Source organism: Burkholderia sp. Se-20373 (genome assembly GCF_017104705.1).
GTDB lineage: Bacteria > Pseudomonadota > Gammaproteobacteria > Burkholderiales > Burkholderiaceae > Burkholderia.
Map to the genome: position 1 here is coordinate 1 of NZ_JAAGPH010000186.1, position 12,442 is coordinate 12,442.

10 protein-coding genes are annotated in these 12,442 nt (G+C 67.2%); 5 read left to right on the forward strand and 5 right to left on the reverse strand.

All coding sequences use genetic code 11. The features are described from left to right. Positions 1 to 209: 209 nt before the first annotated feature. Positions 210 to 1,307: an OpgC domain-containing protein gene (locus G3N96_RS34420; RefSeq protein WP_124577368.1), complete on the reverse strand. Its 1,098-nt coding sequence runs from the start codon at positions 1,305 to 1,307 to the stop codon at positions 210 to 212. 383 nt (positions 1,308 to 1,690) lie between these two features. Between G3N96_RS34420 and G3N96_RS34425 the strand changes: the two genes are divergently transcribed. Beyond that, positions 1,691 to 2,845 carry a porin gene (locus G3N96_RS34425; RefSeq protein ID WP_124577366.1) on the forward strand — a complete coding sequence of 385 codons (1,155 nt, stop codon included), beginning with the start codon at positions 1,691 to 1,693 and terminating at the stop codon, positions 2,843 to 2,845. Positions 2,846 to 2,894: 49 nt separating this feature from the next. On the opposite strand, the gene G3N96_RS34430 is transcribed toward G3N96_RS34425, so the two are convergent. After that, the gene (locus G3N96_RS34430; protein WP_206139963.1) at positions 2,895 to 3,806 is read right to left on the reverse strand and encodes a LysR family transcriptional regulator; all 912 of its coding nucleotides are present in this window, start codon (positions 3,804 to 3,806) and stop codon (positions 2,895 to 2,897) included. A 137-nt stretch (positions 3,807 to 3,943) separates the two neighbouring features. Here G3N96_RS34430 and G3N96_RS34435 point away from each other — a divergent pair, with 137 nt between their 5' ends. Next, a complete protein-coding gene (locus G3N96_RS34435) occupies positions 3,944 to 4,960 on the forward strand; it encodes an aldo/keto reductase (RefSeq protein ID WP_206139964.1) in 1,017 nt (338 codons plus the stop codon). Between the two features lie 304 nt (positions 4,961 to 5,264). Further along, positions 5,265 to 6,005: a sulfite exporter TauE/SafE family protein gene (locus tag G3N96_RS34440; protein WP_185634125.1), complete on the forward strand. Its 741-nt coding sequence runs from the start codon at positions 5,265 to 5,267 to the stop codon at positions 6,003 to 6,005. A gap of 118 nt (positions 6,006 to 6,123) precedes the next feature. On the opposite strand, the gene G3N96_RS34445 is transcribed toward G3N96_RS34440, so the two are convergent. The 3 genes from G3N96_RS34445 to G3N96_RS34455 all read right to left on the reverse strand — a co-directional run bounded on the left by G3N96_RS34445 (position 6,124) and on the right by G3N96_RS34455 (position 10,124). Next, positions 6,124 to 8,298: a hypothetical protein gene (locus tag G3N96_RS34445; protein WP_206139965.1), complete on the reverse strand. Its 2,175-nt coding sequence runs from the start codon at positions 8,296 to 8,298 to the stop codon at positions 6,124 to 6,126. A 496-nt stretch (positions 8,299 to 8,794) separates the two neighbouring features. Beyond that, positions 8,795 to 9,181, reverse strand: coding sequence for an ester cyclase (locus G3N96_RS34450; RefSeq protein WP_089462434.1), 387 nt, complete (start codon positions 9,179 to 9,181; stop codon positions 8,795 to 8,797). Between the two features lie 46 nt (positions 9,182 to 9,227). Next, entirely contained in the window at positions 9,228 to 10,124 is an 897-nt protein-coding gene (locus G3N96_RS34455; RefSeq protein ID WP_206139966.1) for a LysR substrate-binding domain-containing protein, read from the reverse strand. A 511-nt stretch (positions 10,125 to 10,635) separates the two neighbouring features. Here G3N96_RS34455 and G3N96_RS34460 point away from each other — a divergent pair. Both G3N96_RS34460 and bla read left to right on the forward strand, forming a co-directional pair. Continuing rightward, the gene (locus G3N96_RS34460; protein ID WP_206139967.1) at positions 10,636 to 11,496 is read left to right on the forward strand and encodes a peptidoglycan DD-metalloendopeptidase family protein; all 861 of its coding nucleotides are present in this window, start codon (positions 10,636 to 10,638) and stop codon (positions 11,494 to 11,496) included. Between the two features lie 210 nt (positions 11,497 to 11,706). Beyond that, positions 11,707 to 12,442, forward strand: a 736-nt coding sequence (gene bla, locus G3N96_RS34465; protein WP_206139968.1) for a class A beta-lactamase, incomplete at its 3' end; no start/stop codon positions are given.

Consider the following 12,442-nt stretch of genomic DNA (forward strand, 5'->3'; position numbering starts at 1 on the left):
GCGCGTGGAAACCAACACGACAGTAGGCACGTGTTCGCAATGGGACTTTGACCGCGGGCGCTGCCGCCGGCGCGGGCGGCGTGGCGCGGGCGGTGGCGATGGAGCCGGCGATCAGGGCGGGGGCGAACGCAAGGGCGAGTCGGCGCATGTCGAATCGTTTCAGGAGAGGCGCCGGCTATCGTAGCAGCGGCGCATGACGGCGCGGCGCGTCATCGCCGCGAGCGGAACGGCAGCCGCGCGATGAGCGGCCCGTAGAGTTTGGCGACGAGATACAGCAGGCCCATTGCGACGACGTCGGCAATCAGGCCGAGCTTCACGTCGAGATAGCCTTCGGTCGCCTGGTAGAGCACCGAATCGACCGCGAGCGAGATGGCGGTGCCCGCGACGAAGCACAGCAGCCCCTGCCGGCCGATCGTGCCGATCCAGGGCATCGCGTGCGCAACCTTCTTCATCCAGCCGAGGTGCACGAGCTTGGCCGCGAGCCACGCGATCGCGAGGAAGTTCGCGAGCCGCAGCGCGCCGAGGTTCTGCTTGATCGACGGATCGGTCGGGAACGGCTCGATGCGCAGCCGGTAGTACGCGCCGGCCGCGACGATCGCGAGCGCCGCGGCCGTCAGCAGCCAGCCCTGCGGCTTCGGCGCGAGCGTCTGGTAGACGGGCTGGCAGCGCGCGATCACGCCGAGCACGAACAGGAACTGCCATGCGAACGGATTGAAGTCCCACGGCGCGCCTTCGACGGTCGGCAAAAAGCGCGCGACGTGCGGCGCGGCGTACCACAGCGACCCGCTGAACGCGAGCAGCAGCCACGGTTGCGTGCGCGCGAGCGGCAGCGTGAGCGGCACGAGCAGCGCGAAGAACGCGTACATCGGCAGCACCGACGCGAGGTACGGCTGGCGGCGGAACAGCAGGATGTCGCGCAGCGCGGCGAGCGGCTTGTGGAGCAGGCCGTCGAGATCGTTGGTCGGCATGTTCGGGCCGTCGATCGCGAACGCGTTCAGCGCGGCCGTGATCAGCAGCATCAGGCCGGCCGTCACGAGGAATGCACGGTAGATCTCGAACGCGCGCCGGATGAAGCGCTGGCGCGCGGCAGCCTCGTCGTGCCGTTCGGCGAGCGAGTTGTACGCGATCGCGGTGGCGAAGCCGCCGAGGAACACGAAGACCTCGGCCGCGTCGCACAGCGCGTAAGCGTGCAGCGTCACGCGCGACAGGATGCTGCCGCCGATGTGGTCGACGACGATGACGAGCAGCACGAGGCCGCGGAAGAAATCGAGCTCGGCGTAGCGGCCGGCCCGGGCCGGTGCGGTCATCGGACCGCCTCCCGGCGTGGGCCGCGGGCGCGGCCGGCACGCGCCGCGCATGAATCGGGGGGAAGCATGACTTCGTGAAGAAATGACGAACGGATGCGCATTGTGCCACCGATGCGGTGCATATCGGGTTTACGCGAATGGTCGGCCGTCGTGCTGCCGCCGATAAGCCGGGTCAGGCAGTCCACGCAACGGGGCAGTTGGACGAGCGCAACGGTTTGCGCAGGGTTCATCTACCCCGATGGACGGACGGTTTCCGACGTGACACCATTTTGACCTCACGCGGCCGCACACCGCGTCGTCCGCCCTGCGGGCCACACCTATAACAGACCAAACATTCGCCGGGCGCTCGACCATGCCCGGCCACCCGGCTCCGGAGAACCGTCATGAAGAAGCACATCTTTTTTACCGCCGCGCTAGCCGCTTTCGCCGCGCCGGTCTTCGCCCAGAACAGCGTGACGCTGTACGGAGTGATCGATGAAGGCTTCAATTACACGAACAACGTGAACGTCAATGGGGTCGGAAAAACGAATTACCAGCTGGCGAGCGGCTATGCGCAGGGCAGCCGCTGGGGCCTGAAGGGCAGCGAGGATCTCGGCGGCGGGCTGAAGGCGATCTTCACGCTGGAAAACGGTTTTGACGTGAACAACGGCCGGCTCGGCCAGGGCGGCCGCATGTTCGGCCGACAGGCGTTCGTCGGGCTGAGCGCCCCGCGCTTCGGCACGCTGACCTTCGGCCGTCAGTACGATGCCGTCGTCGACTATCTCGCGCCGCTCACCGCCAACGGCAACTGGGGCGGCACGCTGTTCTCGCACCCGTTCGACAACGACAACACGGACAACTCGTTCCGCGTCAACAACACGGTCAAGTATGCGAGCGCCGACTGGAACGGCCTGACGTTCGGCGGCACGTACAGCTTCAGCAACAGCACCGGCTTCTCGAACAACCGTCAGTACAGCCTCGGCGCGCAGTACTCCCTGGCCGGGCTGCAGGTCGCGGCGGCGTACCTGCAGGCGAACAACCCGGGCATCGGCAGCGCGGGCGCGATCTCGGCCGACGATGCGAACTTCGTCGCCGACCGCCTGCGGATCTTCGGCGGCGGCGTCAACTACACGTTCGGCCCGGCCACGGTCGGCTTCGTCTACACGAAGACGGACGTGAAGAACCCGGTGTCGACCGTCTACCTGCCGGCTTCGACGTTCGCCGGCCTGGGGCTGACCGCGACGAAGTTCCAGAACTTCGAGATCAACGGCAAGTACCAGCTCACCCCCGATTTCTATCTCGGCGCGCAGTACGTGTACACGGACGGCAAGTACGACGCCGCGGCCGGGACGTTCAAGCCGAAATACCACACGGTCGGCCTGATGGCCGACTACAGCTTGTCGAAGCGCACCGACGTCTATCTGCAGGGCGCATGGCAGAAGGTGGGCGGCGACAAGACCGGCACGGCGGCCGACGGCGGCTACGTGGTCGGCACGGACGGCCCGTCGGCGTCGTCGAACCAGTTCGCGGTGCGCGCCGCGATCCGCCACAAGTTCTGATCGGGGGGGCGGGCAGTGCCGAGGCCGAGCGCCTCGGCGCCCGCTGCCGTCAGTCTGCCCGCGGGCTGCTCCCGAGCGTATCCGCGAGCCAGTCGACGAAGATCCGCACGCGCGGCGCGAGGTGCCGGCCGGTCGGAAACACCACCGACACGGGCAGCGGCTCGGCATTCCATTCCGGCAGCACCTCGACCAGCGAGCCGTCGGCGAGCAGCGGCCCGAGCCCTTCGCGCGGCGCCTGGATCAGCCCGAGGCCCGCGAGACAGCACGCGAGATACGCCTGCGAGCTGTTGACCGACACGACGCTGCGCATCTTGACCGCGTGCAGCTGGCCCGAATCCATATCCGCATATTCCCAGTCCAGTTCGCGGCCCGTGCGGCTCGAGAAATAGCCGACCGCGACGTGGTCCGGCAGCTCGTCCGGCGAGCGCGGCGTGCCGTGCCGCTCGAGATACGCGGGCGCCGCGCAGTTGATCTGCGCCAGTTTGCCGATGCGCCGTGCGACGAGCGACGTATCGGACATCGCGCCGACCCGCACCGCGCAGTCGATGCCGTCGGCGACGAGGTCGACGAATCGGTCGGTCGTGCCGATCACGACGCGCAGGTCGGGGTAGCGCGCGTGGAAATCCGGTAGCGCCGGGATCACCTGGTTCAGCGCGAAGCGTTCGGGCAGGTCGACGCGGATCGCGCCGCGCGGCGTCGTGCCGGCGTCCTCGAACAGCGTTTCCGCATCGTCCAGATCGGCCAGCAACCGTGTGCAGCGCTCGTAATAGGTCGCGCCTTCGGCCGTCAGCGCGACGCGCCGCGTCGTGCGCTGCAGCAGGCGGACCTTCAGGTGCTTTTCCAGATACTGGACGGCGTTGCTGACCGTCGGGCGCGGCAGTTGCAACTGCTCGGCCGCTTTCGTGAAGCTGCCGAGATGGGCGACGCGCGCGAAGATGCGCATTGCTTGCAGATGATCCATGCGGGGCGGGTGCGTGGGTGGAGAGCAGGCTCCATTGTTAATCAGCGTCGAATGGTTTGGTTGAGTGTTTCGCGTTTATCGCGCGCCGCGATGCGCCCAGAATCCGGGCTGTCCATTCATCACTCGAGGAAACTGATATGGAAACGCGTGAACTGGGCCGGACCGGCCCTTGGGTGTCGGCAATTGCACTCGGCTGCATGGGGATGTCGGACTTCTACGGCCCGGCCGATCGCGACGAAAGCATCGCGACGCTGCACGCGGCGCTCGACCACGGCATCACGATGCTCGACACCGGCGATTTCTACGGGATGGGCGACAACGAGATGCTGATCCGCGACGCGCTGCGTGGCCGGGCACGCGACCAGGTGCTGATCAGCGTGAAATTCGGTGCGCTGCGCGATCCGGCCGGCGGGTTTGCCGGCTACGACGCGCGGCCGGTGGCGATCCGCAACTTCGTCGCGTACTCGCTGAAACGGCTCGGCACCGACTACATCGACATCTACCGGCCCGCGCGCGTCGATCCGGCCGTGCCGATCGAGGAGACGATCGGTGCGATCGCCGATCTCGTGAAGGCCGGGTACGTGCGCCATATCGGCCTGTCGGAAGCCGGCGTCGACACGATCCGCCGCGCGGCGGCCGTCGCGCCGATTTCCGACCTGCAGATCGAGTATTCGCTGCTGTCGCGCGGTATCGAGGCCGGGATCCTGCCCGCGTGCCGCGCACTCGGGATCGGCGTGACGGCCTACGGCGTGTTGTCGCGCGGGCTGCTGGGCGGACGCTGGAGCACCGCGCGCGAAGGCGAGCGCGATTTCCGCGCGGCGAGCCCGCGCTTCCAGGGCGAGAACCTCGCGCACAACCTCGCGCTCGTCGAGGCGCTGCGCGCCATCGCCGACGAGAAGGGCAGCAATCCGGCGCAGGTCGCGATCGCGTGGGTGCTGTCGCGCGGCGGCGATATCGTGCCGCTGATCGGCGCGCGTAAGCGTACGCAGCTTCAGGATGCGTTGCAGGCGGTTGAGATGCAACTAACGGTCAATGACATCGCTCGCATCGAAGCGGCGGTTCCCGCCGGCGCGGCTGCCGGTGAGCGTTATCCGGCCGCACAGATGGCGCACCTCGACAGCGAGCAGGGGCGGGGGGCGTCTCACGGGGACTGATCGGCGCGGATCGGCAATGGTTTCGGTACAGGCTCCGTATTCGCTCGAATCTTGGGGGCTGAGGCTGAGGCTGAGGCTGAGGCTGAGGCCGGCGAGGTAACCCCGATTGCAGTGCATGGCCGTCGTGACCCGACTTGACGCCGGCTGCGCATGTTTCGCCGGCCCACGGCGCGACAGCCCATCGCCATAACCGCGCCGCCGCCCCGTCCGGCAAGCCCTAGCCAGCCTCAGGCAAAACCAGATGGCGAGCGGCGCGATCGGGGTTCACCATCGGCGCCGTACTCAACCGGACGGAATGCCTTTCATGCAAGTTCATACGCTGACGATCATCGCGGTGGTCTTCCTGCTGGCCGGCGCGGTCAAGGGGATGATCGGGCTCGGGCTGCCGACGATCGCGATGGGGCTGTTGACGCTCGCGATGCCGCCGTCGGCCGCGGCGAGCCTGCTGCTCGTGCCGTCGTTCGTCACCAATGTGTGGCAGTTGTGGCTCGGCCCGTCGTTCGGGCCGCTGCTGCGCCGGCTGTGGCCGCTGCTCGCCGGCCTGGCGATCGGCACGCTCACGGGCGGGCTGCCCGCGCTCGCGGCCGGCAGCACCTGGACGCATGCGGCGCTCGGCGTGGTGCTGATCCTCTACGGGGTGTGGGGGCTGGCCGCCGCGCGGTTGCCCGCGCCGGGGCGCCATGAAAAATGGCTGTCGGCCGTGGTCGGTTACCTCACGGGTGTCGTGACGGCCGCGACCGGCGTGTTCGTCGTGCCGGCCGTGCCGTACCTGCAGGCGCTGCGGCTGTCGAAGGACGACCTGATCCAGGCGCTCGGGCTGTCGTTCACCGCGTCGACGATCGTGCTCGGCCTGCAGTTGCGCGTGACGGGCGCGCTGGAGACGGTCGATCTCGGCGTGTCGGCGCTTGCGCTCGTGCCGGCGCTGGCGGGCATGGTCGGCGGGCAATACGCTCGGCGTGTGATGAGCGAGAAGGCGTTCAAGCGCTGCTTCTTCGTCGGGCTGATCGCGCTCGGCGCGTATATGGCAGCTTCGGGGTGGCTGTAAGCGGGCATCGCTGACGAGCGCGGGCCCGCGGTCCGCTGTCCGCTGTCCGTGAAGCGCCCGAAGCCGGTTTCGACAACCGCGGGCTTCGGACGCGGTCACCGGACGCGGATCACCTCGCTCAGACCGGGTCGGCGTACTTCAGCGTCCAACCGAACGTGCGGCTCGCGCCCGCGCCGAGGGCAAACGGCTTCGTCGTACACGCGAAGTTCGAATGCAGCTGGCCGATCGGCGTCGTCGATAGCGGATTCGTCGTGCCGTTCGCCGTGTCGAAGGCCGACAGCGCGCAGGTGTCGAACCCGGACGCCGCATAGCCGGTCGCGGCGCTGTTCGCGTAGGTCACCGACACGCCGTCGCCGTTCGCCTGCGTCGACGCGAAATCCGCGAACGACGTGAAGTCCGTCTCGACCGACAGGTTGCCGGTGAGCGTGCCCGTGCTCAGCGTGTCGCTGCGGGCGACCGCGCCGTGCGCGAACGTCAGCACCGTATGCACCTGCAAATCGAGATCCGTCGTGTACGCCGCATTCTTCGACGCGAGCCGGAACTTCGCGGTATCGAACGACACGATCACCTGCCCGTTGCCTTGCTGGACGCTCAGGTTCTTGTAGTACGTGACGGGAATGTAGGTCTTCCCGTTGTACGACACCTGCGGCACCAGCAGCGCGTAGCCGAGATCGGTCGTGCCGTAGATCAGCTTGTCGGAGAACGGCACCGGGTAGTACGGCGTGTACGAGTTGTAGTCGGGCGCCTGGCTGAGGTTCAGGTTGATCACGCGCCGGCCGTCGCGCACGGTGACGAGCGCCGCGCTGTACGGATGCGCGGTGTCGCCCGGCTGGTTGTACCAGGTGAGCGTGTAGTGCGGCAGCGCGTCGAGCCACGCGTTGTAGTCCGTATCGGCCATCGGCGCCTTGCCGCCGAAGCCGAGCTTGTTCCACCACGCGTTCACGTACAAGTACTGGTGCAGCAGGCTGAAGTTCTCGCCCATCACGCGCGGCTTGCCGCGATACGCGTCCGTGCCGCGGCCCTTGACCCACATGTTCACCGACGGCGTCGGCAGCGACGGGTCGTACCAGTACGTGTCGAAACGCTGCGCGGCCTGGTAGATGAACTTGTAGGCAACCTGCTTTTCCTGGTCGGTCAGCACGCCGGCATTGGCCGCGGCGGTCAGCACTTCCATGAACGCCGAATCGCCGTACGGGCCGATCGAGCGGCCGTAGTTGAAGCCCTGGCCGTTCGCGTTCAGCTGCGGGAGGATCAGGTCGACCGACTTGCGCAGATAGCCCTTCAGCTCGGGTGTGAGGTTCGCCTCGTTGCCCATCTCGAACGTGCGCTCGGTCACTTCGCCGATCAGCAGCGTGCTGTAGCGGTCGAAGCGCGCCTGGTCGTAGTAGGTCGTGTGCGTGTTCGACGCTTCGTCCGAAAACCCGCCCGACGAGTCGTTGCGGATATGGTTCGTCAGCGTGTACAGCAGCGCGTCGCGCGCACCCATCGTCGCGACCGACGGATCGGTCTTCGATGCAAACGACGGGCTGCTCCAGCCGAGCTTCTGGCGCAGCCCGGAAATTCCGTAGGACACCGCATAGTAATTCTGCGCGGTGTTGAGGGAGGCGATGTCGATCGGCGTGCCGGCCGCGGGGCACGTATCGGTCTTGCCGCTCGCATCGGGGCCGAACATGTCGCAGAAGGTGAGCCGCCGCTGCAGGGTCGCGAGCATCGCATCGCTGAAGACTTCGTTGAGCATCCCGTGCGCCTTCAGGTTGTTCAGCGCGACGAGGTAGTAGTACTCGCCCCAGGACGTATTCGCATACGTGTAGTTGCTGCCCGACTGCGCCATCATCGCGGTCGTGATCGTCTGGTACGTCGCGAGGTAGCTGGCGTACTGCGGATCGTTCTTCGACTTCATGTCGATCAGGATGTACGACAGGCCGAGCGCGAGCTTGCCCGGCAGGAATTTGTCGCCGGTGTTCGTGTCGAGCACGTGGACCGGCGTGCCGTCGCCGAGATCCATCACGACCTGCGTGAAGTCGGACGATTTCCGGATCAGGTCGAACAGTGCGCGCATCTGGCCCATCATCGTGACCGGAATGTTCGCGCCGGCCGGCACGCTGGTGTCGGGCGCGCCGTAGACGAGCGCCTGCAGCGAGTTCGCTGCGAGCGTCGGTGTCGTGGACGGGGGCGGCGAAGATGACGACGGTGGCGGCGTGTCGGTCACGTCGTTGCCGCCGCAGGCGCTGACGAACAGGACGGAAAGGGCGCTGAGCGCGGCGCCGAGCGCGAATCTGCTGCGCGGATGCATTGTGTCTCCAGTTTTGAATAGTGATGAAGCACGGGCAGGTGTGGCCGTTGCCGCGCGCGATGCCCGTACCCGGCCGCCGTCTTGCAACCCTGATCCCTGAAGGCGGACGGCCTGAATCACTTGTCGAGCGGGCAAGCGTTCTCCCTGCACGGGCCGTGACCGGCGTCGCGCTGAAGCGATGGAAAACGTTTTCCTAATTTAGGCATCCGTCGGCGTGATGTCAATGAACTTTCACGTCTGGCGGGGCGGGAAAAACCCGGATGGTGGGAAGGTGGGAGTGAAGGAGGAGAACGAAACGATGCAGGATTTACCGGGATTTCTTCTTGATGAGGCAGGGTGCGGCGAAGGATGCCGAGGCGGAAACGACGACCAGAAGGAATGTGTGCCGATGCGGGTTCGCTGAATTTCGAAAGAAAACGTTATCCATAAGGATCGGGATGAATTCGGTGGACATCGGGGCGCGACGGCGACCGGCAGCCACGCCGTTTCGTCGAGCCTAAAGCTGTGCCTCGATCGCGGCCTTGTCGATCACCGACCAGACCTGGCGGATCTTGCCGTCATGAAATTCGTAGAACACGTTCTCGCAGAATGTGACCTTCCGGCCGTCGACGGCGAGCCCCATGAACGTCCCGCTCGGCGAACAGGCGAAGCGCAGCCGGCAGGCGATGCGCGGCGGCTCGCACACGAGCAGCCGGATGTCGAAACGGAGATCGGGAATGTCGCGGAAGTCCTGTTCCAGCATCGCGCGGTAACCGGCGAGGCCGAGCGGCCGGTCGTTGTGGATCACGTGGTCGGCGACATATTCGCCGAGCGCCGGCCAGTCCTGCCGGTTCAGGCAGTCGATGTATGCGCGGTAGCGGGTTGCGAGATCGGTGTCGGTCATGGCCGTGCCTCCGTGTGTCGACGGGATGAGTCGGATGCGGCGCGCGTCACCGCGGCGTGGTTTCGCCGGACAGGAACGCGACGAACTCCCGCGTGTACTTCGGCAGCGCATCGAACGACCGCGCGCACAGCTTCAGCCGACGATGGCTCCACGCATCGGACAGCTCGACGAGCCGCACGTCCATCGTCTGCATCGCGCGCTCGGCCGCATGGCGCGACACGATGCCGATGCCCACGCCGCTCGCGATCACGCGGCAGATCGCATCGAAGCTCTTCAGCTGCACGCGATAGCGGATCCGCTTGCCGAGCGCGCGCGCCTGGTCGGCGAGATGCACCTGCAGCGCGCTGCCGTCGGTGAGGCCGATGAAGTCGGCATCGGTGATCGAGTCGAATGCGACCTTGTCCTGCGACGCGAGCGGATGCGCGGCCGGCACGACGACGATCAGCCAGTCCTCGCGGAACGGCTTCTGTTCGAGACCGCCGAGCCCGACCGAATCGGCGACGATGCCGACCTCGGCCGTCTTGTTGCGGATCGCATGCACGATCTCCTGGCTCGAGCGCTCCTCGACGCTGATCGACAGCTTCGGATGATGCGGCAGGTAGTCGGCCAGCGCGTCGGGCAGGTATTCGCTCAGCGACGCCGTGTTGCACAGCAGCCGGATATGCCCGCGCAGCCCCTGGCCGTATTGCTGCAGCTCGCCGCGCATGTGGTCGATCTGCTGCAGCACGGTGCGCGCGTGGTGTTCGAGCGCGCGGCCCGCATCGGTGGCTTGCGCGCCCGACTTGGTCCGGTGCAGCAGCGGCACGCCGAGCTCGTCCTCCATGCCGCGGATGCGCTCGCTCGCGGCCTGCAGCGTGATGTGGGTCCGCTCGGCGCCGCTCGTGATCGTGCCGGCCTCGCAGATGTTCAGGAAGAGCCGCAGGTCGGTCAGGTCGAAGCGCATGATGGGTGGGGCGATCGTATTGGAATGGCCGATAAGTTAGCAGGGAATCGCGGCCGGGGTCTCAGGCGCAGCTTGAGGCCCGATTCGCCGGTTCCGCATTTTCGGGGCGCGATCGATGGCGGATCATGGCCGCACATCAACCGGGGAGCCTGTCATGCAGATCGATCCGTCGTGGGGCGTGTCGTTCAAGATCGCGTTGCACGTGCTGTTCCTGTGCATCGGCATCGCGTGGGCCTGTTCCGAACTCGCCGCGTGGTTGCGCTGAACGTCGCGGCAATCGCCGCGTCGTGTCTATCGAAACCCGGTTTTCATAGTTTCCAGCGACGAAAATTCTTCCGCTTTCCTGCAAAAAGACCATCAAGTTTTCCTGAATCGGACCGTATTACCGGTAGCGAATGCCGGCCGGCATCCGGTTCGTGATCGTTTGTCATCATTGTTTGCATCCGGTTACACGTCGGCCGTTCCGTTTTTGAGATGCTTGAAAGATTGTCAAACCGGAGTCGGATCGTCCATGAAAACGCGCGAGATTCACCGCAACGCGGCGTGGCTGCCAGGCCTGGCAGCCGTGCTCGTCATGGCCGGTTGTGCAAGCACGCAGTCCGTTCCGCCGAGCGACACGCTGGCGGGACAGTCGTCGCCGTCGAGCCAGCCCGCCGCTGCGCCGTCGGCCAGTACACCGCCGCCGGCGCCGATTTTCGTCGCGCAGAAGTACGTCGTGAAGCGCGGCGACACGCTGACGGGCATCGCGTCCGCGAACGGCTGCAGCGTTGCCGACCTGCGCACCTGGAACAAGCTGGGCGCAAACGGCAGGCTGCGCATGGGGCAGGCGCTGCGCATCGTCAAGCAGCAGCCGTTGCCGGCGCCGGGCGCGGCCGGCACGCAGGTGGCCGCATCGTCGGCGTCGGGCAATGGCGCGGCGAGCAACCCGGCCGCCGCGCAGACCATCGCGTCGAACGCGAGCGACCGTCAGGTCGTCAAGGAAACGAAGCGGCATGCGGGCGGCGTCGCGCTCAAGTGGCCCGCGAGCGGCAAGATCGTCGACGGCTTCCGGCCGGGGCAGAACCGCGGCATCCAGATCGCCGGCCGGCCGGGCGACCCGGTCCGCGCCGCGGCCGACGGCCGCGTGATGTACGCGGGCACCGGCCTGAACGATTACGGCAGCCTGATCATCGTCCAGCACAACGCGGATTTCCTGACTGCCTATGCGCACAACCGCAGGCTGCTCGTGAAGACGGGCGACATCGTGCGCCAGGGCGACGAGATCGCCGAGATGGGCGACCTCGACAACTCGCGTGTCGCGCTGCTGTTCGAAGTGCGACGCGACGGCAAGCCGGTCAATCCGATGCCGTATCTGCCTTCGTCGCAAGGGTGACGCCGGGCCGTTTCGCTGGAACGGCGCGGCGGTCGCTGCTACGCTAGGGTCTGTTCATGCAAGTCCCGCGCTTCGCGGGGCCGGCGGTCGTCTTTCGGGGATGCGCGGCGTAGGCCGTCGCGGGCCGGCCGCCGGCGTGAACGGGCGCGCTTCTTCAACGCGTGCCCGAGCTGCTTCGTGCCACCGATTCCGACAGAACTCACGACATTCATGGAACACTCTCCGACACGCCGCTCGCTGTTGCTTGCCGCCGTTGCCGCGCCGTTCGTCGCCGCGTGCACGTCCGCGCCGGTCGCCGACCAGGGGCGCGCCCACACCGCCCAGGCTGAGTTGACCGCGCTCGAAAAGGCCTCGAATGGCCGGCTCGGCGTCGCCGCGCTCGATACGTCGAACGGCGTGCGCATCGCGCACCATGCGCGCGAGCGCTTCCCGCTGTGCGGCACGTATGCGGTCGCCGCGGCGGCCGCGATGCTCGCGCGCGGCTCGCTCGATGCGTCGCTGCTGCCGCGCCGCATCCTGTACCGCCGCTATGAAATCGTTGCGGGCTCGCCGATCACGGAAAGCCACGTCGACACGGGCATGACGATCGAGCAGCTGTGCGCGGCGATGCTGCAGTCGGGCGACAAGGGCGCCGGCAACCTGCTGATGGGCGTGCTCGGCGGCCCGCAGGCCGTCACGGCGTTCGTGCGCGCGAGCGGCGACACGTCGTTCCGCCTCGATCACTGGGAACCCGAACTGAACAACGCCGCGCCCGGCGACGAACGCGACACGTCGACGCCGGTCGAGATGGTCGACACGCTGCAGCGGCTGCTGCTCGGCAACACGCTGCAGGAGCCGCAGCGCGCGCGACTGACGGAATGGATGGTCGGCGGCGCGCGCGGCGCGACCGGCATCGCGGCGGGCGTGCCGCCCGGCTGGCGCATCGCCGACAAGGCCGGCACGGGCG

What these genes read in the sequence shown, in the direction of transcription:
- G3N96_RS34420 (WP_124577368.1), bottom strand. Translation starts at nt 1,307, where the DNA reads ATGACCGCACCGGCCCGGGCCGGCCGCTACGCCGAGCTCGATTTCTTC.
- G3N96_RS34425 (WP_124577366.1), top strand. Translation starts at nt 1,691, where the DNA reads ATGAAGAAGCACATCTTTTTTACCGCCGCGCTAGCCGCTTTCGCCGCG.
- G3N96_RS34430 (WP_206139963.1), bottom strand. Translation starts at nt 3,806, where the DNA reads ATGGATCATCTGCAAGCAATGCGCATCTTCGCGCGCGTCGCCCATCTC.
- G3N96_RS34435 (WP_206139964.1), top strand. Translation starts at nt 3,944, where the DNA reads ATGGAAACGCGTGAACTGGGCCGGACCGGCCCTTGGGTGTCGGCAATT.
- G3N96_RS34440 (WP_185634125.1), top strand. Translation starts at nt 5,265, where the DNA reads ATGCAAGTTCATACGCTGACGATCATCGCGGTGGTCTTCCTGCTGGCC.
- G3N96_RS34445 (WP_206139965.1), bottom strand. Translation starts at nt 8,298, where the DNA reads ATGCATCCGCGCAGCAGATTCGCGCTCGGCGCCGCGCTCAGCGCCCTT.
- G3N96_RS34450 (WP_089462434.1), bottom strand. Translation starts at nt 9,181, where the DNA reads ATGACCGACACCGATCTCGCAACCCGCTACCGCGCATACATCGACTGC.
- G3N96_RS34455 (WP_206139966.1), bottom strand. Translation starts at nt 10,124, where the DNA reads ATGCGCTTCGACCTGACCGACCTGCGGCTCTTCCTGAACATCTGCGAG.
- G3N96_RS34460 (WP_206139967.1), top strand. Translation starts at nt 10,636, where the DNA reads ATGAAAACGCGCGAGATTCACCGCAACGCGGCGTGGCTGCCAGGCCTG.